The 21,516-nt window shown below is 39.9% G+C and carries 22 protein-coding genes and 1 other RNA gene; 18 read left to right on the top strand and 5 right to left on the bottom strand.

Annotation, left to right across the window (positions count from 1 at the left end):
- Positions 1-102 precede the first annotated feature (102 nt).
- Positions 103-678 carry an LURP-one-related/scramblase family protein gene (locus MR181_RS00820; protein ID WP_242333763.1) on the bottom strand — a complete coding sequence of 192 codons (576 nt, stop codon included), beginning with the start codon at positions 676-678 and terminating at the stop codon, positions 103-105.
- Between the two features lie 142 nt (positions 679-820).
- Between MR181_RS00820 and MR181_RS00815 the strand changes: the two genes are divergently transcribed.
- From MR181_RS00815 to MR181_RS00800, 4 genes are all read left to right on the top strand, one after another.
- Positions 821-1,519, top strand: coding sequence for a uracil-DNA glycosylase (locus MR181_RS00815; RefSeq protein WP_003717611.1), 699 nt, complete (start codon positions 821-823; stop codon positions 1,517-1,519).
- Between the two features lie 24 nt (positions 1,520-1,543).
- Complete coding sequence (gene pta / locus MR181_RS00810; RefSeq protein WP_242333760.1) at positions 1,544-2,518, top strand: phosphate acetyltransferase; 975 nt, start codon at positions 1,544-1,546, stop codon at positions 2,516-2,518.
- 131 nt (positions 2,519-2,649) lie between these two features.
- Entirely contained in the window at positions 2,650-3,102 is a 453-nt protein-coding gene (gene tsaE / locus MR181_RS00805; protein WP_242333757.1) for a tRNA (adenosine(37)-N6)-threonylcarbamoyltransferase complex ATPase subunit type 1 TsaE, read from the top strand.
- A 2-nt stretch (positions 3,103-3,104) separates the two neighbouring features.
- Complete coding sequence (locus tag MR181_RS00800; protein WP_242333754.1) at positions 3,105-3,593, top strand: GNAT family N-acetyltransferase; 489 nt, start codon at positions 3,105-3,107, stop codon at positions 3,591-3,593.
- A gap of 46 nt (positions 3,594-3,639) precedes the next feature.
- Here the strand turns inward: MR181_RS00800 and MR181_RS00795 are convergent, their stop codons facing one another.
- The gene (locus tag MR181_RS00795; RefSeq protein ID WP_191912225.1) at positions 3,640-4,071 is read right to left on the bottom strand and encodes a PAS domain-containing protein; all 432 of its coding nucleotides are present in this window, start codon (positions 4,069-4,071) and stop codon (positions 3,640-3,642) included.
- 15 nt (positions 4,072-4,086) lie between these two features.
- Positions 4,087-4,623 (bottom strand): 3'-5' exonuclease, encoded by a 537-nt coding sequence (locus tag MR181_RS00790; protein ID WP_191911162.1) that lies wholly within the window; start codon positions 4,621-4,623, stop codon positions 4,087-4,089.
- 131 nt (positions 4,624-4,754) lie between these two features.
- On the opposite strand from MR181_RS00790, the gene murB reads away from it, so the two are divergent.
- The gene (gene murB, locus MR181_RS00785; protein ID WP_191911163.1) at positions 4,755-5,651 is read left to right on the top strand and encodes a UDP-N-acetylmuramate dehydrogenase; all 897 of its coding nucleotides are present in this window, start codon (positions 4,755-4,757) and stop codon (positions 5,649-5,651) included.
- Between the two features lie 89 nt (positions 5,652-5,740).
- Here murB and MR181_RS00780 read toward each other — a convergent pair whose 3' ends face one another.
- On the bottom strand, positions 5,741-6,400 hold the full coding sequence (locus tag MR181_RS00780; protein ID WP_242333751.1) for a DUF1361 domain-containing protein: 660 nt from the start codon (positions 6,398-6,400) through the stop codon (positions 5,741-5,743).
- A 145-nt stretch (positions 6,401-6,545) separates the two neighbouring features.
- Between MR181_RS00780 and cdaA the strand changes: the two genes are divergently transcribed.
- The 13 genes from cdaA (at position 6,546) to MR181_RS00715 (ending at position 20,498) form a co-directional block, all read left to right on the top strand.
- Positions 6,546-7,391 carry a diadenylate cyclase CdaA gene (gene cdaA, locus MR181_RS00775; RefSeq protein WP_102169175.1) on the top strand — a complete coding sequence of 282 codons (846 nt, stop codon included), beginning with the start codon at positions 6,546-6,548 and terminating at the stop codon, positions 7,389-7,391.
- The gene (locus MR181_RS00770; RefSeq protein ID WP_242333748.1) at positions 7,384-8,226 is read left to right on the top strand and encodes a CdaR family protein; all 843 of its coding nucleotides are present in this window, start codon (positions 7,384-7,386) and stop codon (positions 8,224-8,226) included. The genes cdaA and MR181_RS00770 overlap by 8 nt, the downstream gene beginning before the upstream one ends.
- A 24-nt stretch (positions 8,227-8,250) precedes the next feature.
- The gene (glmM, locus tag MR181_RS00765; RefSeq protein WP_242333745.1) at positions 8,251-9,606 is read left to right on the top strand and encodes a phosphoglucosamine mutase; all 1,356 of its coding nucleotides are present in this window, start codon (positions 8,251-8,253) and stop codon (positions 9,604-9,606) included.
- A gap of 201 nt (positions 9,607-9,807) precedes the next feature.
- Positions 9,808-11,628, top strand: coding sequence for a glutamine--fructose-6-phosphate transaminase (isomerizing) (glmS, locus tag MR181_RS00760; RefSeq protein WP_191911167.1), 1,821 nt, complete (start codon positions 9,808-9,810; stop codon positions 11,626-11,628).
- A gap of 275 nt (positions 11,629-11,903) precedes the next feature.
- A complete protein-coding gene (locus tag MR181_RS00755) occupies positions 11,904-12,215 on the top strand; it encodes a hypothetical protein (protein WP_102169171.1) in 312 nt (103 codons plus the stop codon).
- Between the two features lie 105 nt (positions 12,216-12,320).
- Positions 12,321-14,174 carry an acyltransferase family protein gene (locus MR181_RS00750; RefSeq protein ID WP_242333742.1) on the top strand — a complete coding sequence of 618 codons (1,854 nt, stop codon included), beginning with the start codon at positions 12,321-12,323 and terminating at the stop codon, positions 14,172-14,174.
- A 3-nt stretch (positions 14,175-14,177) separates the two neighbouring features.
- Positions 14,178-14,639, top strand: a complete 462-nt coding sequence (locus MR181_RS00745) for a MarR family winged helix-turn-helix transcriptional regulator (protein ID WP_242333740.1) — start codon at positions 14,178-14,180, stop codon at positions 14,637-14,639.
- Positions 14,632-15,438 carry a Cof-type HAD-IIB family hydrolase gene (locus MR181_RS00740; protein ID WP_242333737.1) on the top strand — a complete coding sequence of 269 codons (807 nt, stop codon included), beginning with the start codon at positions 14,632-14,634 and terminating at the stop codon, positions 15,436-15,438. The genes MR181_RS00745 and MR181_RS00740 overlap by 8 nt, the downstream gene beginning before the upstream one ends.
- Positions 15,439-15,754: 316 nt before the next feature.
- Complete coding sequence (gene apf, locus MR181_RS00735; RefSeq protein WP_191911171.1) at positions 15,755-16,312, top strand: aggregation-promoting factor; 558 nt, start codon at positions 15,755-15,757, stop codon at positions 16,310-16,312.
- Between the two features lie 415 nt (positions 16,313-16,727).
- Positions 16,728-17,101, top strand: a transfer-messenger RNA (tmRNA) gene (ssrA, locus tag MR181_RS00730).
- 190 nt (positions 17,102-17,291) lie between these two features.
- The gene (locus MR181_RS00725; RefSeq protein WP_242333734.1) at positions 17,292-18,008 is read left to right on the top strand and encodes a response regulator transcription factor; all 717 of its coding nucleotides are present in this window, start codon (positions 17,292-17,294) and stop codon (positions 18,006-18,008) included.
- Positions 18,008-19,468 (top strand): sensor histidine kinase, encoded by a 1,461-nt coding sequence (locus MR181_RS00720; RefSeq protein ID WP_242333731.1) that lies wholly within the window; start codon positions 18,008-18,010, stop codon positions 19,466-19,468. The genes MR181_RS00725 and MR181_RS00720 overlap by 1 nt, the downstream gene beginning before the upstream one ends.
- Positions 19,469-19,637: 169 nt before the next feature.
- A complete protein-coding gene (locus MR181_RS00715) occupies positions 19,638-20,498 on the top strand; it encodes a GRP family sugar transporter (RefSeq protein ID WP_191911174.1) in 861 nt (286 codons plus the stop codon).
- Between the two features lie 195 nt (positions 20,499-20,693).
- Here the strand turns inward: MR181_RS00715 and MR181_RS00710 are convergent, their stop codons facing one another.
- A complete protein-coding gene (locus MR181_RS00710) occupies positions 20,694-21,470 on the bottom strand; it encodes a LytR/AlgR family response regulator transcription factor (RefSeq protein WP_242333728.1) in 777 nt (258 codons plus the stop codon).
- Between the last annotated feature and the right edge of the window lie 46 nt (positions 21,471-21,516).

The raw sequence follows: 21,516 nt of genomic DNA, 5'->3' as shown, positions 1-21,516 counted from the left end.
AGGTTGCGGTCATGGCAAGCACATTTGACTATGTTGCCGATGCAATCATATACAAAATAAGCGACTGACAATTTTGTCAGTCGCTTATTTGTTTAAGCATTTTTAATCGTTATTTTTGTTTTTTAATTGTGACGGTTCAATTTGGTAGCCAAGACAAGCATCATTGCCTGTAGCAACACTTCCCCAGTGGACGCGGAGAGGAGATGATTGCTTGCGACGAGCCCAATGTTGGAGAACACTTGCAACGAGAATGGCGAGTGGTTCGTCTTCTTCATTTTTCACCTTTAATTCGTGGTAATAATCGCCAGTAAAAGCAACGGGTTGGATCGAAAAGACAAGGTGGTTCTTTTTAAAAACGCGGTATTTTCCCGAGAATGGTGAGCCAACGACAACCCAGCTAAGTCCCTTAATATAAATAACTTCACGAACGAAACCAAGAGACTTACTAACTGTTCCCACTTTTTGGCGATCCTTAAATAAGGCAAACTTTGGAATTATTCCAAAACTGAGTTGCTTAACTTCGGCAAGTAAGTCACCAGAAATCGAATATAAAGATAAAACGTCATGAAGAGCCCCCCATTTACCTACCAAGAGATATAGTGATCGTCCTTGATAGTTACGAATAACGGTAGTTCCGTGGAGGTCTGTATCATGATCGCGTAGATAAAGTTGCCGCATCCAATCACCGCTCCTTAAAGACAGATTAATTACCATTATTGTACCAGTTTGCTTATAAAAATGATAACTTTACAAAGCGGTTTCAAATTTCATTTCCGCTCATCGTCACTTATGCTAAAATATTAGTTGAGGTGCTAGAATCGTGAAACAACTTATTCATAATGATTGGTGGGACGTTTTAAAACCCCAATTTGAAAGTGCATATTATGCGCAGCTACATAATTTCTTAAAAGAAGAGTACAGCCACCGGACAATCTATCCGGAGATGCATCATATTTTTGAGGCTTTTGAATGGACTCCCTTTAGTAAAGTCAAAGTTGTCATTTTAGGTCAAGATCCGTACCATGGCCCTCATCAGGCTCATGGATGCAGCTTTTCGGTTTTACCTGGAATCCCTGTTCCGCCATCATTGCAAAATATTTATAAGGAACTGCAGAGTGATGTCGGTTGTCATCCGGTTCAACATGGTTACCTAAAAAAATGGGCTGATCAAGGTGTTTTGCTTTTGAATTCGGTCTTAACAGTTCGTGCAGGCCAAGCCTTTTCTCACAAGGGGCATGGTTGGGAACAATTGACGGACGCTGCAATTCATGCATTGTCTGAACGCCCTCAACCAGTTGTCTTTATTCTGTGGGGAAGAGCGGCGCGGGATAAGAAAAAGCTGATTAACCTCAAGACGAATATTATCTTGGAGTCAGCGCACCCAAGTCCGCTTTCAGCTAACCGTGGATTTTTCGGTTCAAAACCATTTTCAAAGACAAATGAAGCACTTCGCGCAATGGGAGAGGAGCCAATTGATTGGCAATTACCGGATCAACCGATAGTTGACGGTAAGGCTTGATAACCAATAAGGAGGTTCTTGTAGATGGATTTATTTGATGAAATTGCTGCAAAGGTAAAGGGACAAGACAAAACCATTGTCTTCCCTGAAGGTGCTGACAAACGAATTTTAGGTGCTGCTGTTCGCCTAAAGAATGATGGCTTGGTAGAACCAATTTTGCTTGGGACAAAGAGTGAAATTGAAGCAACGGCTAATGAAAATAACTTTGATATTACTGGTTTACAAATTATCGATCCAGCAACTTATCCAGAAGCAGACAAGAAGGCTATGTTTGATGCGCTTCTAGAACGTCGAAAAGGAAAGAATACTCCTGAACAAGTTGAGAAGATGCTGGAGGATGTTAGTTACTTTGGGACCATGCTAGTTTACATGGGAAAGGCAGATGGAATGGTTTCTGGAGCAGTTCACTCAACTGGTTCGACTGTTCGTCCAGCATTACAAATCATTAAGACAAAGCCAAATGCTCACCGGATTAGTGGTGCCTTCTTGATGCAAAAAGACGATCAGCGGTATATTTTTGCTGATTGTGCGATCAATATTGAGTTGGATGCAGATACCATGGCCGAAGTTGCGGTTCAAAGTGCCGAAACTGCTAAGCTTTTTGGAATTGATCCTAAGGTTGCTCTTCTTAGCTTCTCTACTAAGGGCTCTGCTAAAGGAGAGATGGTTACCAAGGTTGCCGAAGCTACAGAAAAGGTTCACGAAATGGAACCAGAGCTTCCCGCTGATGGTGAAATGCAATTTGATGCTGCTGTTGTTCCTTCAGTTGGTGAGTTAAAGGCTCCAGGATCTAAGGTTGCTGGGCATGCAAATGTCTTTATTTTCCCAAGCCTTGAAGCCGGAAATATTGGCTACAAGATTGCTCAACGATTTGGTGGCTTTACTGCTGTAGGTCCAATTCTCCAAGGGTTGAATGCACCAATTGCTGACCTTTCACGAGGATGCAGTGAGGATGATGCTTACAAGGTGGCAATTATTACAGCTGCTCAGGCATTATAAATAGAATATAATAAGTTTAAAAACTATTGAGGGAAGAAACTGGGAAGCAACCCAGGCTCTTCTCTCTTTTGTTGCTTTTAAGCTTAGGTATCGGCTACAATAACTGTAGAAAAAATGAGGAGCGAAGTCGGATGAAAGAAGTAAAGCTAACGGATCGAGAAAAAACAATTGAGCTTGGCGAAAGGGTAGGACAGCGATTAAAAGCTGGGGATGTTTTAGTCTTGGATGGTGATCTTGGTGCTGGAAAGACAACCTTTACTAAGGGATTAGCTAAGGGATTAGATATTCCAGACTTGATTAAGAGCCCAACCTTTACCATTATCCGTGAGTACCATGATGGTCGCTTACCGCTTTACCATATGGATGCATACCGTCTTGAAAATGGTGGAGCAGAAGACTTGGGATTAGAGGAATACTTTGATAGTGACGGAGTGAGTGTTGTGGAGTGGGCCCAATTCGTTGAAGATGAATTACCTGCTGAATTTTTGGCAATTCACTTTAAGCGAACGGATGACGAAAATACCCGTCTCCTTCAGTTCGAACCGCATGGTCATCATTTTGAACAGGTAGTTACGGAGTTGTAATAATGTCAGAGACTGTTGAAATTAAGTTAGCTGAACCTGAGGATGCCGCTGCTATTCTTGGCTTCCTTCGACGCGCAGTAACGGAAAGTGATGCCGTCACAATTCCGCATTTAGAAAAAGTAACTTCAAAGGAAGAACGCGAAAATATTCAAATAATTAACGATGCAGACGATTGTATAATGCTGCTAGCAATGTTTGAAAAAGAGATCGTGGGGATGGTAACAATAATGCGGTTACCCAACGAGCCTCAGATGGGTGAGTTAGGAGTTATTGTAGCCAGAAAATACTGGCATCATGGAATTGGTCAGTTATTAGTGGACGAAGCTGAATATTGGTTCGCTAATTATAGTAGTTTGTCTCAACTCACCTTAGATGTTTTTGAGGATAATGTTCCGGCAATTAACCTGTATCGTAAGATGAACTTTGTTGTTCGTGAACATCGATTGATCTCGGGACGAAAGGCACTCCAGATGGATTATCGACAAGAATAAACGGCTCCTGGCATTCGGAGTTACGAATGTCAGGAGCCGTTGTTGATTATTTATGTTTGAATAGGACTTGTTTAATGTTATGTAACCAGGCACCCTTTTCTTGATGTCCTGAAACATCCTGGGTCACTTCAACACAGCCGATATATTTACCGTTATTATCATGAAGTGAATAGAAGGCAATGTTAATTGGCTTATCGTGATAGTGAATGATCAGGCTTAAAACACCACGTTTGCCATCGTGCATTTGCTGTAAGACTTGTTTTACCCGTTCTTGGCTATGGCCAGGATGAACCTCTAAGACGTGCTTCCCAAGATCGTCATCAGTTCTCTTGAAGAGCCGGTGCTTATTTGCTGAAGACCAGCGAACAATGTCATGTTCATCAATAAAGTCAAATTCTTCGGGAATGGTTTGAAAAATGGCGTTTAATTGGGTTAGGGTTAAACTACCGCCTAGTAGCTTGACTGTTTCGTTATCCATAAATTGAGTTCTCCTTTAATTATAAAAGTTGATAAATGGGCGAAGCTGTTCTCCGCCAAAGTGTTGGGCTTCATATAAAAGAATGTTGGCACAGGCTTGAGCATCATCAAGAGCATTGTGATGGTGATGTAAATCAATCTGTAAGGCATCACAAACAGTATTTAACCGATAATTGTCAAGCCCGGGGATTAGTTGGCGACTGCTTTTCACGGTGTCAAGAGTTTGGAAGGTCGGTGGTTGAATACCATAATGAAGAAGGGTATTCTTCAGGACACTATTATCAAAACTATTATTATGGGCAATTACAAGTTGTTCTGGTCGGTAGAACTGTTTAATGTGTTGCCAAACCTCGGGGAATGTTGGCGCATCTTGAACATCCTCTTCATGAATTCCGTGGATCTGCACGTTCCGCCAGAAAAAATCAGTTTGGGGATTAATTAAAGTATAAAATTCATCAGCAATCTTGTTATCCCGAACAATTGTCAGTGCTAGAGAACAGGCGCTGTATCGTTTACCGTTTGCTGTTTCAAAGTCCATTGCAACAAAGTTCATGAAGCGAGACCTCCTTTCGTCAGGGATGGTTAATGACTTCAATTTTACCAGTAATTCGTTTCCTCTGCCAAAAGATTAGTGATTAAACATGGTACAATAATACTTAGATTAAAATAAAGGACGACAAGACTATGGTAGTTAATTTAATTCAAGAATTTCCCGAAATCAATATTAAAAAGCAGGAACCACTATCCAAGTATACTTTTACTCATACTGGAGGAGAAGCAGATTGGTTGGCTTTTCCAGAAAATGTTGAACAAGTTCAGCAATTGGTAAAGTTTGTTAAGAAAAATGATATGCCATTAACCGTAATTGGCAATGCCAGTAACTTAATTGTTCGTGATGGCGGAATTGCGGGGTTAGTAGTAATTGTGACTGGCATGAACCAAATTAAAGTTGAAGGTAATAACGTGATGGCTCAAGCAGGGGCAACCTATATTAAGACCACTCAAGTTGCGCGAGATCATAGTTTAACTGGTTTGGAATTTGCTGCCGGAATTCCTGGAAGCATCGGTGGTGCAGTCTTTATGAATGCTGGTGCATATGGCGGAGAAACCAAATTTGCGGTTAAATCAGCTACCATTATGCTACCAACTGGCGAAATTAAGGAATTAACCAATGAGGAACTCGACTTTGGTTATCGTCATAGTAGCGTTCAAGATAATCATGGGATCGTTCTTGAAGCAACGTTTGAGCTAAAGCCTGGTGACAAGGAAAAGATCACCGCTCAAATGGATGAACTGAATGCTCGACGTGCCGCTAAACAACCGTTGGAGTTGCCGTCTTGCGGAAGTGTCTTCAAGCGCCCAACAGGATATTTTGCTGGAAAACTAATTCATGATGCTGGCTTACAGGGGTATACTTCCGGTGGTGCACAAGTATCAAAGAAACATGCTGGCTTTATTGTTAATATTGATAATGGAACGGCCACTGATTACCTAAATGTTATTCATCACGTTCAAAAAGTCGTTAAGGATAAATTTGGCGTTTCATTAGAAACAGAAGTCCGGATTATTGGTCGGGATTAGTTTGTTAGGATTAGAAGTAAAAAGGTAAGCGGATAAGAAAACTTCTCTTGGTTTTCTTATCCGCTTACCCTTTTTGTATAACTAAACTATTACCCCTTGTATTTTGTGTTTTGAACTGTTTTAAGGATCCAGTAGGAAAGAATCTGCAAACAGGTAAGGATTAGAGTGAATTTAAGCATATTGATGGACCAGATAGACAATAACTGACGGAAAAACCAGCTGGGGGTAAAGAAAAGATAGATGGAATGGAGACGAAGAAAACGACCAATGTAAATTCCAATGCTTGAGATGAATGAGAAGAAAATGATCCACCAAAATTTGATTTTGGGATGATGGGGGCAAATTAATTCAGTGAGTTGGTGACTAACTTGATCCAATGACAAAAGGCCGAAGAAGAGACAGCTGATTGCACACAGAACCATTATGGCAAAAATTAACCAGATATGGGGATCCGATTTTAGGAGCCCGTTGATGCTAGTATGGGGGCTAAGCCAGGAGAGATGAAAAAGGTCAGTCATGACGTAAGGGGTATTTGGGTAAAACAGTAGCCAAATAATGAGGCACCCCCAGAAAGCTAACGCCCGTCGATCATTAAAACGGGGGAGTTGAAAGCCAATTTCAACTGGAATATAAGCCAAGAAAACGTTAAAAGCCATAAAATTAAACGGCTTTGGCATAAAAATTTTCAGGAGGGCAATTGCAATCCAGAAGAAAAAACGAATTTGCCATTGCTTAGTTAATTTAAACATCTAATCGGGTTCCTTCCGTAAATAAGTATTTCATAGTTCAGAATACCAGACTTTATCGTAGATACCAGAATTTTAATGAAGTACAGTTCTTTCTGGGATAAAATGATATAATGTTATGGTAATTTAGAGGATGGTGAGAAAAGTTATGCAGTTTATTTCGGCGCTGTTTACTTGGCAAAACCTGATCCATCTAATTGATATCTTAGTAATTTGGTTTTTAATCTACGAATTATTATTATTAATTCGTGGTACTCGGGCTGTTCAATTATTCCGGGGAATTCTGATTATTATTCTGGTGAAGGTAGTCAGTTGGTACATTGGTTTAAGTACGGTTTCTTGGGTAATGGATCAGATCATTAATTGGGGTGTAATCGCCATTGTGATCATTTTCCAGCCAGAAATTCGTCGGGGACTGGAACACCTAGGACGAGGGACGTTTTTTACCCACAATCAAACGGCTAACGAAACTGAAGAAGAGACGATTAAGCAATTAGATCAGGCAATCCAATATATGTCAAAACGACGGATCGGAGCTCTGATTAGTATTGAAATGAAGACGGGCTTGGAAGAATACATTGAAACCGGGATTCCGTTAGATGCAGATATTTCGGGTGCATTGCTAATTAACACGTTCATTCCTAATACACCGCTTCATGATGGCGCGGTAATCATTAAAAATAATCGAATCTCAGTTGCGGCGGCATATTTACCCCTATCTGACAGTAAATTGATTCCTAAAGAATTAGGAACCAGACACCGGGCTGCCGTTGGAATTAGTGAAGTTACCGATGCATTAACAATCGTTATTTCTGAAGAAACTGGTGAGGTTTCAATTACGAAGGATAATGAGTTAATTCGTAATATGTCACGAAATGATTACTTGAAGTTCTTGCGGGCCCAACTATACAGCCAAACAACCGGGAAGGATAATAACTTCTTTACAAAACTATTCTCCTTCTTCGGTCGTCGGGGAGGTGGCAGCAATGAATAACTGGGAATTTTTTAATAACAAGTGGTTCTTGCGGATTACTTCTCTTGTTCTGGCCCTCTTCCTCTTTTTTTACGTTAATAATGGTAGTAATGGTTTTTTAAGACAGAATACAAGACAGCATGACCAGACAAGCGCTTTGATGTCTAATAAAACTGCGGTTATTAAGATGCCACTTGACATTACAACCGATAATAATTACGTTGTTAGCGGTTATCCTAAGACCGTTCGGGTAACCGTAAATGGTCCTTCAGCGTTGGTAACAACAACTTCAAATACGCAAAACTTTAAGGCTTATATTGACCTGACTAACGTTGGGGTAGGAAAACACCGGGTGAAGGTTAAAACTAGCGGCTTGAACTCTGAGCTTCACGCAACGGTAAAGCCACAGTATGTAACGGTTAATATTCAACCGCGGAAGACAATTACTAAAAAGATTACTGTCCGGCTAAGTTCTCATTCATTAAGCAATGATTATCAGGTAGGAACGCCACGGACTGATATTGATCATGTCCAAATATCTGGCTCCCGCGAAGAAGTCAACAAGGTTGATCGGGTTCTTGCATTTGTTGCAATGCCGACCAAGGCAACTTCCGATATTCATCGGTTAGTAACCTTACAAGCAGTGGATAAAAATGGGCAAACCCTTAACGTTGTAATTGAACCAAACACAACTAACGTGACGATTCCAATTCATGGTGAAGGCGGTAATACTAGCAGCTCAGCAAGCGATAATGATAATGCGCAGTCAAGTTCAAGTAGTAATCGTTCTAGTCGTGTAAGTTCAAGTGAAAGTAGTTCATCGAGTAGTAGCGCACAAGTAAGTTCAAATGAGTAGATTTTAGTTAAGAGGAGAAAAATAATGAAGTTAAAATATTTTGGTACTGATGGTGTTCGTGGTGTTGCAAACCAAGATTTAAGTCCTGAATTGGCCTTTCGGGTTGGTCGTGCTGGTGGATACGTCCTTACTCGGCACTCTGAACGAAAGCAACCGCAAGTTCTTGTTTCACGCGACACCCGAATTTCTGGTCAAATGTTAGAAAATGCGTTGGTTGCCGGGTTGCTCTCGGTTGGAATTGAAGTTTTACGATTAGGGGTTGTTACTACTCCAGGGGTTGCTTATCTTGTTCGTGCTCAAGAAGCTGATGCCGGTGTAATGATTACCGCAAGCCATAATCCGATCAAGTATAACGGTATTAAATATTTTGGTGGAGACGGCTTTAAACTATCAGATGATTTGGAATATGAAATTGAGCAGCTATTAGATGCTGAGGAAGATACATTGCCACGACCATCTGATGAAGGATTAGGAACTGTTGCTGACTACCATGAAGGTGCTTTGAAATATACTTCATTCCTTGAACAAACAGTTTCAACTGATCTTTCAGGGTTAAAGGTAGTTGTTGATGCCGCTAATGGTGCAACTTCAGGATTTGTTTCTAACCTTTTTGCCGACATGAACGTTGACTTTGTTCCAATTAACGCTCAACCAAATGGCCTGAACACTAATCTTAATTGTGGTTCAACCCATCCTGAAGGGCTGCAAAAAGCTGTTGTCGAAAATAAAGCTGACCTTGGGATTGCTTTTGATGGCGATGGTGACCGTTGTATTGCCGTTGATAATGAAGGAAACATTGTTAATGGTGACAAGATTATGTACATTTGTGGAAAATACATGGATGATAAAGGTCTATTGAAGAAGGATACAATTGTCACTACCGTAATGAGCAACTTGGGGATGTACAAGGCGCTTGAGAATCATAATATGACCAGTGTGAAGACGAAGGTCGGTGACCGGTATGTTGTTGAGGAAATGTTAAAGAACGGCTATAACCTGGGCGGTGAACAGTCGGGGCACATTATCTTCTTGGACTACAATACAACTGGTGATGGGATGCTGACTGCTTTACAGCTTCTTTCAGTAATCAAGGAAACGGGAAAGTCACTGAAGGAGTTAGCAAGCGACGTTACAAATTACCCGCAAGAGCTAGTTAACATTAAGGTTGCTGATAAGGCTGCTGCAATGAAGAACGAAAAGCTTCGGGCGATTATTGAAGAAGTCGAAGGTGAAATGAACGGTGATGGACGAGTTCTTGTTCGCCCTAGTGGAACAGAGCCATTGCTTCGGATTATGGCAGAAGCAGCTACACCAGAATTAGTTCACCAATATGTTGAACGGATTGCTGATGTTGCTCGTAAGGAATTAGAAGTTAAATAAAAAAATGATTGAAAACAACCTAAGATTAGTTCTGAACTAATCTTAGGTTGTTTTTGATTATCTTATCAAATACTCTACCTAGACCAATCGGAATTAACTAGTTTGACAATGCCCGCTGAAAGCATTATGATACTAAGTGTATTTAATGGATTTGACACATTGCATGTGTCTATACCAATTTTAAAAAGGATGGTATTAAATATGTGTGGAATTGTTGGAGTGACTGGGAGTCAAGATAGTCTATCAATTTTAATTAATGGCTTGAAGCGCCTTGAATATCGTGGCTATGATTCAGCCGGGGTCTACGTTAACGATAACGAAGGCCATGATTATTTAGTTAAGCGCGCTGGTCGGATTAGCAACCTTGAAGAGGCATTGACTGATGATGTTCATGGAATGTCAGGAATTGGTCATACTCGGTGGGCTACTCATGGTGAACCAAATGAAGCTAATGCTCACCCTCAATATTCAAGTGACGAGCGCTTCTACCTTGTTCACAACGGGGTAATCGAAAACTATGCTCAATTAAAGGCAGATTACTTGGCAGACGTTGACTTTAAGAGCCAAACTGATACCGAAGTAATTGTTCAATTAGTGGATAAGTTTGTTGTTGAAGATCAGCTTTCAACTAAGGATGCATTACTAAAGGTTTTGAAGTTAATCAGTCCTGATTCTTCATACGCATTTGTATTAATGGATAAGGAAGAACCAGATACCCTTTATGTTGCTAAAAATAAGAGTCCATTACTGGTTGGGATCGGTGACGGCTACAATATGGTTGGTTCAGACGCTACTTCAATGTTGAAGCAGACCAACCAATTTATGGAATTGGATGATCATGAATTAGTTATTGTTAAGCCGGATTCAATTGAGATCGAAGACTTTGACGGTAACGAAAAGCACCGTGACACTTTCACCGTTGATATGGATCCAAATGCGGCAGACAAGGGTGCTTACCCATTCTACATGTTAAAAGAAGTTGATGAACAACCAGCCGTAATGCGGAAGTTAGTTCAAAAGTACTTTGATGAAGATGGCAAGCCAACAATTGATGAAGAACTATTAAAGTCAATGTCTGAAGCCGATCACCTGTACATTGTTGGGGCTGGGACCAGTTACCATGCCGGGTTGATTGGCGCACGGATTTTTGAAAAGTTGGTTGGGATCCCAACCTCTGTTCACATTTCATCAGAATTTGCTTATGAGCAACCATTACTCTCTAAGAAGCCATTCTTTATCTTCTTGAGTCAAAGTGGTGAAACGGCTGATAGTCGTGAAGTATTGGTTAACGTTAATAAGAATAATTGGCCAAGTCTTACAATTACCAACGTGGATAAGTCAACTCTTTCTCGTGAAGCAACCTTTACCGAATTGCTTTATGCCGGTCCAGAAATTGCTGTTGCCTCAACTAAGGCTTACACAGCACAAATTGCCGTTGAAGCAATTTTGGCTAAGGCTCTTGGTGAATACATGAATAAGCCGGTTGCTGGTGCTTTTGATGTTAAGCACCAATTAGGTTTGGTTGCCAACGGAATGCAATCAATTACTGATAGTAAGAGTATCTTGAAGGACCTTTCAGATAAGTACCTTTCAAAGCCACGGAATGCTTTCTACATTGGTCGGGGAATCGACTGGTCAGTTTCACTTGAAGCAGCTCTTAAGCTAAAGGAAATTTCGTATGTCCAAGCTGAAGGATTTGCCTCAGGTGAATTAAAGCACGGGACAATTGCTCTGATTGAAAAGGGAACACCAGTTATTGGGATCATTACCCAAGACCGGACTGCTGGATTAACGCGGAGTAACCTTGAAGAAACTGAAGCGCGGGGTGCTAATACTCTGACAATCGTATCACGTCATTTGGCAAAGGATAATGATAATATTATTCTGCCAGATGTTGATGAGTTGCTTAGTCCGCTTCTAAGTGTTGTTCCAGCGCAACTATTGGCATACTACACTAGTCTTGGTAAGGGACTGGATGTTGATAAGCCACGGAACTTGGCAAAGTCTGTTACTGTTCAATAATTAATCAATAATCGTCAGTTGCACGTGAGAGACGTTAGCAACTGGCGATTTTTTGTGTATTAGGGGAGAAATACTTTGACACTTTTTAGTAAAATCGCTAAAAAGTTGTTGACAGCGATGTATGAAACCGCTATCATAATAACTGTAAGGTATTTAAGTAATTACCTTCTAATCAATTCTCTTTCTCTCTTATGCCAATCATCGCCAATTTTGACGATGATTTTTTTTGTGCTTCTCGTTATAATAAATTGGAGATTATGAAGGGAGTTAGGATTGTGGAAGAACAACATGAAGTCTTGGATTTGATTGAACAAATTACACGGAATGATGGGACTAGCTACTATGAAATTGGTAATATGGTCCAAAACGGGCGAGCTGAATTAGCTGCTGAACGTGGCTTTATCAAGGAGGTTCGGATCCTGCAGTTAAATATTCCTCATTCCCAAAACGTAATTAAGTATGAACACTTCATCAACACTCATTACCAAATGCAGGATGAGTCGATGGATCACTGGGATGAATGGAAACGGACGCCAGAAGCAGATAAAATTGTTCATGATATATTGGAAGAAAACCATATTGGCTAAAAAGTTAAGGGTACTATTATTCAATAAATTTTCTTTTAAAAGAGGCTATACAGCAATTTGCCAAGACACTATAATTAGAAAAGATATTTCTTGGGGGTTCTGTTAATGAACAAAAAAGAAGGCCTAGTGAGCAGTCGAGCTCAGCCACACCACGTTACAGGAATCGATGGGTTACGAACAATTGCAGTTTTGGGAGTAATTATTTACCACCTACTGCCAACTCAGCTAAAGGGTGGCTTCCTCGGTGTTCCACTATTCCTATTAATTTCAGGCTACTTTATTACTTACCAGTTCAGTAAAAAGTTTGAACGTGGTGCTGGACTTGGGTTAAGGCATTTTTATGCTAAACGCTTTTACCGCCTTTATCCAGTTTTAATTACGATGTTAGTATTAACAATCGCGTACATTACACTATTTGCTCATGAATTATTGTATAACATTCGGCAAATTTTTGTTACTAATATTTTGTGGGTTTACAATTGGTGGGAGATTTACCATGGGCAATCATATTTTGATCAATTCGCCAATCAGTCACCATTTACTCATCTGTGGACATTGGGAGTTGAAGCACAATTTTATGTTCTTTGGCCGATTATTATTTTTCTCTTGTTTAAGGTGTTCAAGAAACGTTCAATCGTTCAGTACCTTGTTTTAGCGTTGGCAGTCTTGTCAGCAATTGAAATGGCTGTCTTGTATCATCCGGAGACACTCAATCGGGTTTACTATGGAACCGATACGCGGGCGTTTTCCCTTTTGCTTGGTTCATGGCTTGGCCTGGTTTGGCCTCTTGACCAGTTGAGTACAAAGGTTGCTGCAGCTGATTCACGGATATTAAATGGTTTAGGAATCGCTACTTTGGTTATTACCCTATATGGCTTTATAACTCTAGATGGGCAATCCTCATTTACTTACCATGGGGGGATGTTCCTTTATAGTGTAATCGGGACTATTTTACTAGCAACGATCCTTCACCCAGGGAGTCAGATGAATCGGTGGCTAACTAACCCGTTCTTTAGTTGGTGTGGTCAGCGTTCATACGGAATTTACGTCTATCAGTATCCTGTTCTTATATTTTATGAGCGTGCAATTAATGTTGGCGTACACCCAATTGTTAGTGGGATAGAGGAATTAGCGTTAATTGTGATTATTAGTGAATGTTCATACCGGTTGATTGAACAACCGCTTGCTAAGCGTCGATTAAGTGATTTTAATTGGCAAAAGATCAAGTTTAATAATTGGAAACAGGCAGTAACGGCAATTATTGTTTTGTTAATTGCTGGTACAGCAGGTTACGGACTCTGTCAGCCTAATGTTCAACCAAAAAAGACGACGGTTCAGAAACAAATTGAAAAGAATGATCAATTAACTGAAAAGCATAATAAGCAACTTAGTAAGGGAAAAAATGTTGAAACAGCTAAGATTAGCACTGTGCAAAAAGAGTACCAGCTAAGTAAAACTGAAATTGAGCAGGCACAAAAACTGAAGGTCACTGCGGTTGGTGATTCAGTAATGCTTGATGCTTCTAATAGTCTTCAACAATTAATGCCACACGCCTATGTTGATGCTAAGGTGGGGCGTCAGGGTTCACAAACACCTAAAGTCCTTAGCCAGTTAAAGGAGAGTGGGCACCTTAACCAGATCGTTATTTTGAACTTAGGGAATAATGGTGCCATGGATCAAAAAACGATTGACGATATTCTAAAGACAATTGGGAAGGATCGGCAGGTTTACTGGGTAACTCCCCATATCCCATCAAAGAGTTGGCAGCAACAGGTTAATAGCCAAATCCAGCAGATTGCAAAGGATCACCATAACGTTCACCTAGTTGATTGGTATACCGCAAGCAATGGTCAATCCGGTTGGTTTGCAAAAGATGGCGTTCACATGAATAAGCAGGGAAATAACCATTATGCAAAATTAATTACGAAAACTATTTTGAAGGATCAACGGGGTGAATAGTTAATGAATGATAATAAGAAGTTACTAGATAAGGCGATCGATCTATATTTGACCGGGTTGAAAGGCCTTGACTCGTTTATTTCAGAACCTTCTGCAGAATATTCCCTCTCATTTGAACAGTATTTAATTTTAAAAAAGATTGTTCATAACCCAAAGATCAAATTAATGGACATCGCTGATGAACGTGGAGTAACCAGAAGTGCAATTTCACGACAACTTCGGCCCCTCTTGAATCATAATTATATCCAACAAGAGGCCGATCCTGAAGATCGTCGTCGGTTGTTCTTAATCAGTACCGTTAGAGGAAAACAGGTCGAACAACATATTGGTTCACTTGTACTAAAACGTTTTTCAAACTGGATTGATGTTTACGGAAAGGATCGGGGCGCTAAGCTGTTAGAGCTTTTGGAAGATTTTAATAAGCAAATTGTTCAGGCAAATTATAGCGAGGAGAAAAATGATTAAAGTAATTGCGTTAGACTTAGATAATACTTTGTTAAATAGTAATAAGGAAATTAGTGTTCGTAATGAACGGGTTCTCAAAAGGCTTCATTCTCAAGGAATTCATGTTGTTTTATGTACTGGTCGACCAATTAATGCTATTTGGCCACTGATTGAACAGCTTGGCTTGACAAAACCGGATGATTATACAATTACCTTTAATGGCGGATTAGTGATTAACAATGTCTCTAAGGAACACCTTTTTGAATTAGGGATGACTAGAAATGATCTTCAACCACTGCTAAAGTTTGTTAAGCAGGAAAACATTCCCCTTGATATTTTAGACTATGATCGCGTTTATGAACTAAGCGACCAACCTCGTTCAATTTATAAGACAGTCTTAAAGAACATTGAATTTCGTGATACGAAGAGTACCGAACTGGAAGAAACAACTTACAGCAAGGCGGTTATGGCGATTCCCGCTGAGAAATTAACTCCGATCATTCAGAATCTTCCTGCTGAACTTAAGGAGAAGTATCATGCAGTTCAATCTCAGCCAATGATTATGGAATTTTTGCCCCCAAAGGTCAATAAAATGGTTGGCTTACAGGCGCTTTTACAGCACTTTAACTTAGACTTTAGTAACTTGATGAGTTTTGGTGATGCTGATAATGATCTGGAAATGATTCAAGCAGCTGCCCAAGGAATTGTCATGGCAAATGGTCTTCCTGAAGTTAAGCGGGCTGCTACAGCAATCACGGATTCGAATGATGAAGATGGGGTTGCAAGCTACTGTGAGCAATATTTTGCAACATTACTGTAATAAAAAAACAGAAAATTAGTCAATAAAGTTGTTAAATTAGACGATTTTAGTGGAAATTGCCCTTAATTTAACAACTTTTTTTATTGTCATATAAAGAAGTTAGGACAACCAAAGAAATCATTAAATCCCATTATGATAGTCTTTAGCACGTCAATTTTTATAAATGTGCGATTATTTACAATTAATATTTCAGCAGCTTTACAAACACTTCGCAATAATCTGTTAAACGATAAATCGCTGTTATCTGGTAGTAATATTCATCGTGTAGTATAGGAAGCGTTGAATCGGAATAATAAAAAAGGATGGTATTGAATTTATGGTTTCTAAGAAAAAGCTTGCAAAATTAACTGCTTCTGTTGGTGCAATTGTCTTCGGTGTTGCAGCTACTCAAGCTGCTGTTAATGCCGATACAGTTTACACTGTTAAGAGTGGTGACACGCTTTCAAGCATTTCTTATAAGTTTAATAAGAACAATAGCCTTGTTAATGAAATTGCTCAAAAGAACAGTATTAAAGATATTAACAAGATCTATGTTGGCCAACGCTTAATTATCAAGAGCGATGGTGAAATTCAGCCAGCATCATCTCAAACAACTACCCAAAATAGTAACAATACTACTAGTCAACAGGCGTCAACAAGTACTGTAAGTGGCTCAGAAGCAGCCGCAAAGGCTTGGATTGCTAATCGCGAATCTGGTGGAAATTATGGTGCTACTAATGGACAATACATCGGAAAGTACCAACTTTCAGCATCATACCTCAATGGTGACTACTCAGCAGCCAACCAAGAACGAGTTGCGGATCAATATGTAGCTAGTCGTTACGGTTCTTGGACTGCTGCTCAGCAACACTGGATGGCAAATGGTTGGTATTAAGAATAAGAGCGTGAGCAGGGTTAAAAAGTCCTGTAAGACAACAATTTCTCCCGACTGGATGCTGAAAGCATCTGGGAGGGAGTTTGTTGTCTTTAAGGACTTTCCTGCGAGCGCGTTTAGTCTGTGTAGCCTAGAAGGACTAAATCGATTCCTCCCGGCAGTGGTGTTTTACACCGCTGTCGGGAGTTCGTTATCTCGAGTGAATTTAGGGTGAGCGCGTTTAGACTATGACGCAGTAGAAAGAAACAGCTCTAGCAAGCTTCTGGCAAACAGGACTTAACTATATAGTCTAGAAAGAATAAATCGATTTTCTCGGTAGTGGTGAGTAATACCATTACCGTTTTTTTACTTAGGAAAATTAATGCATAAATGATGCATTGTTGTTTTATCAATGTTACAATTAGTACTGTATTTTGGGGATGTTTTTGGATTCGACAGGTATAGGTCGAGTTTCAATTGCGTTTCGAAGGTTGCGTCTTCGTAAAAACGCTCAGTTTTAAATTATAACTGCAAACAATAATTCAAACTCTTACGCATACGCTGCCTAACAAGTAGCGCGCGTAAATCCATCCTGGGTTCGTCCATGATGCAGTGATGGGTTTCATATATTAGTGGATTACGCTTAACACTCACGCTTGAAGTATTAAGAAGAGATTACCAAGCTAGTTAATCATGGTTGCCCTGATCAACGGCGTTTTGATTAATGAATGCTAAATAGTTGAGATATGAACGTAGAGGTTGGAATGGCGATATGCCTGGACACGGGTTCGACTCCCGTCATCTCCATTGCAGAAGGGAGGCTGAGAAAAAGCTTTTGTTTTTCTCAGCCTTTTTATTTGTAAATATTATTTATTAAGGTAGGTTAATAGCTGAAAACTTAAAGATAGAATATTATTAGCATACTTTATCGTTGGCGGAGGAAGTTATTTCCCGGGAAATAGTGAATTGATTTTTATAATTAGTGAGGGAGAATTGTAGAATGAAAATTTTGATGATTGAGGATAACCACTCAGTATGCGAAATGATGGCAATGTTTTTCAAAAAAGAGGGGTGGCAATATGAGTTCGCTTATGATGGGGTCGCCGCAGAAGAAAAATTTAGTGCTGCCCCGCATGAGTGGGATGTAATTCTTTTAGATTTGAATTTACCGAAGAAGGACGGTATGCAGGTGGCGGCGGATATTCGTCGGCTATCAACCACAGTACCGTTAATCATGCTGACTGCACGTGATTCTGAAAGTGATCAAGTGCTTGGATTAGAAATTGGCGCGGATGATTACGTAACTAAGCCATTTAGTCCGATTACGTTAATTGCTCGAATTAAGGCTCTTCAGCGACGCTCTCAATTAAGTGCAGCGCATGGAGGACAGCATCCTGATCAGGATCGCTTTGACATTAAAACTAGGCATTTTAAGATGGATACTAAGACCCGTGAGGTATATATGTATGGTAAGCCGGTAAGGGATCTAACTCCAAAGGAATTTGATCTATTGAAGACGCTGGCTAGCAAGCCCCGTCAGGTTTTCACCCGTTCGCAATTGCTTCAGCTAGTTTGGGACTATGAATACTATGGCGATGAGCGAACGGTTGATGCCCATATTAAAAAACTTCGCCAAAAGCTTGAAGCGGTTGGCCCACAGGTAATTCAAACTGTCTGGGGTGTTGGCTACAAGTTTGATGATGAAGGAAACGAATAATGAAGCTATTATATCGATTAATGATTGCTTTCTTTACGGTAATTATTACGCTGATGACGGTTTTAAGTCTGGCCTTCATTAATGTGACTAATGAGACAATGTATAGGAATACCTGGAATCAGTTGAAAACTTATTCTGATAGCTTGGTTCAAGATGCAATTCGTTATGATACGGTTGATCATACTTTTAAGGGCTTTGAGAATCAGGCCTTGTTGAGTAATGCGGCACTACTGTCTAACCAGCACGTTCATTTTGCAATTTTTGATGTGACACAGCGACAGACGTTTGCTAGTAATGGCTTTGCTCCCCAAATAAGTAAGGAAGATTGGAAAAAATTAAAAAAGGGCAAGACCATTTATCTGCGGCTTACTCGGCCACAGATTAATACTCAAAAAGCTCACCAGTCAGCAATGACAGAAGTAATTCGCCCGTATTTCTATCACAAGAAAATGATCGCTGTCGTTTCGATTGCTACTTTTGTTTCGGTGGTAGAAGAAAATATGCATCAACTGAAAATTAACCTAGCGATCGCCTTTCTTATTGCTACTTTAGCCGCACTTTTAATTAGTTATCTTCTTGCCCGATCAATTACTAAAAAAATTGATCAGCTTCGGACTGCTACCCGTCAGGTTGCTAAGGGAAATTACCATGTAAAGGTACCAGTTAACGGTAAGGATGAAGTTGATGACCTTGCTCGAAGCTTTAACCAGATGACAACCGCCCTTCGTGAGTCTGATCAAGAGATTCGGCGACAAGAAGAACGACGGCGGAAGTTTTTGGCCGATGCTGCACACGAAATGCGGACTCCGTTAACAACAATTAATGGATTGCTAGAAGGGCTTCGGTATGATGTTATTCCTAAAGAAGACTGGAACCATAGTATTGAATTAATGCAGAATGATACCCAGCGCTTGATCCGGTTGGTTAACGATAATTTGGACTATGAGAAAATCCGTACTAATCAAATTTCAATGGACCGGAAACTATTTGATTGTTCTGCCGTCTTGAATAATCTTAAGGAACAATTGAATAAGCGTGCAGTGGAGAAAGAAGATCGCATTCAACTAGATGTTCCTGACGGTCTCTTGGTGTATGCTGACTATGATCGCTTCGTTCAAATTATGTTCAATGTTATTCAGAATGCCATTCAGTTTACTAATAAGGGACTAATTAAAATTTCGGCGCGTCGTGTTGAACAGGGATGCGAGTTTAAGATTAGCGATAATGGAATTGGAATGACAAATGATCAGGTGAAGAACATTTGGGAGCGATTCTATAAGGCTGATCAGTCACGAAGTAATCAATATGGTGAGTCGGGACTTGGCCTCCCGATCGTTCATGAATTAGTAAATCTTCATGGCGGGAAAGTAACGGTTGAAAGTAAACCAAAAAAGGGGACAACCTTTACTATCTTTCTTCCGGATCCTCAACACGCACCGCACAGGAATAGTCAGAATTAACATTTCACATTTATACCAATAATTTATTAAACGCTTTCTTATAAAGAATACAAGCCTTTAGTATATTTATACCATCTATTTATTTTGTGAAAATACTTGTGTAAACGTTTGCAACCAGTTATAATACTATCTCGTAATCAATTATTCATTTGATAGGAGAGAAATAAAGATGGTTTATTTACTTGCATTAATTCCAGCGCTTGGTTGGGGGCTTATGCCATTAATCACTGGTAAGATTGGTGGTTCTGCTGTTAATCAAATGTTTGGTATCGGTGCTGGTGCCACAATCATTGGATTAATTGCCTATGCGGTTACTCAACCGACTGTTAGTACAGCCGCTTTCTGGTTTTCCGTATTATGTGGTGCTTTATGGACGATTGGTCAGGTTGGACAATTCGTTTCTTTTAAACGGATGGGTGTCTCAAACACCATGCCACTTTCTACTGTTTTACAATTAGTTGGTAACTCATTAATTGGGGTTATTATCTTTGGTGAATGGCATAGTGCTCGGGCACTTACAATCGGTTTTGTTGCATTGGCAATCGTTATTGTTGGTGCCTTGATGACATCAGTTTCTGATAGTAATTCGGATAAGAAGGTTACTGCTAGTAACTTTATCTTCTTGCTGGTAACTACTATTGGTTACTGGGTATATTCAGCATTCCCAAAGATTCCGATCGTTGCTAATGAAAGTGCTCAAGGAATTTTCCTTCCAGAAATGCTGGGAATCTTGCTTGGTTCTGTAATTTATGCTCTCTGTTCTGGTAATGCTTCTTCATTCAAGCAAAAGGAACAGTACTTAAACATCCTTGGTGGTCTTTCATGGGGAATTGCCGCCTTTGCTTATATCTTTTCTGCTAAGGCCCTTGGTGTTACCGAAGCATTCATCTTTACCCAACTGAATGTTATTATTGCAACCTTTGGTGGAATTTGGCTTCTTCACGAACACAAGAGTCACCGTGAAATGACCTACACTATTTGGGGAATTGTTTTGATTGTTGTTGGTAGTATTGCTACTGCTTTTGCATAGAATAAAGCAGTTGACTGAAGAAAATATCTAATAGAGGAACGGCAAAGAATATGTGTCGTTCCTTTTCCTTTTATTAAACATGAGAATGTTGAAATGAAGACGCGTAAGAAAGCTAAAATTGTGATATAAAATGGCTCCAGTGCTCGATAAAACCGAACATTGGAGCCTTATTTGTGATTCCATGCTTTCCTAAGTTTAGCCGCGTTCTTGTTGAGGCATCTTTTCGTCAGCAGGGTGTTTATATTGACGAACTAAGGCAAAGAAACTTTTAGCTTTGCGACGAGCAATCGGACAGGTCATACCATTGTAAAATTCAATTTGACGATGATAGAAGTCCACGTTTTTCACGGTATGGGGGTTTACCAGATAACTCCGGTGGACCCGAATAAAACGAGAATCATTGTTGGCAATCGTGGTGAGGTTCTGATGAATCTCGATTGCTTGATTGTCATTGGTGAAAATGGTGGCCGAATGGGTATTATTCTTGTTGGACTTGAAGAAGCAAATATCATCGAGTAAAATGGTCTGATCCTGATTATAGCTGGTGTAGTGAAAAAGATTTTCTGCCTTTTTTTGGTGCTGACGAGTAATTAGACGAAAGTCCTTCATTAATTCTTGCTCAATATTATCTTGATCTTTTGAAATAAAGTCCAGTGCCTGAACCCGGTATTTGTAAGTGGTATAAAGTAACTCATCGTGAACGGTAATGAAGATAATGGAAGCTTCTGGATCTTTTTGCCGGATTAATTGGCTTAATTGTAGTCCTGCGCGCTTATTATGATTGATTTGTAGATCAAGGATAAAAACGTTATCTGCACTTGGTTCTGGTAGTGCCTTATTTAAGCTAGTCGTAGAACTGAAAGGTAATGCTAACGAGTCAGTTACCTGTAATTTTAAAAGAATAGTTTTCACAACAGCTTGCAAATTGTGAAGTTGTTGTGAATTATCCTCCATAATAAATATCTTTAGCATTAATAACCCCTCCCCAGATTACATATCTAATATAAATTAAGTGGGG

Origin of the sequence: Limosilactobacillus urinaemulieris (genome assembly GCF_932750685.1) — a bacterium.
GTDB classification, from domain to species: domain Bacteria; phylum Bacillota; class Bacilli; order Lactobacillales; family Lactobacillaceae; genus Limosilactobacillus; species Limosilactobacillus urinaemulieris.
Note: the sequence above shows the minus strand (reverse complement) of the source record. Positions and strands in the feature narration are given on the sequence as shown.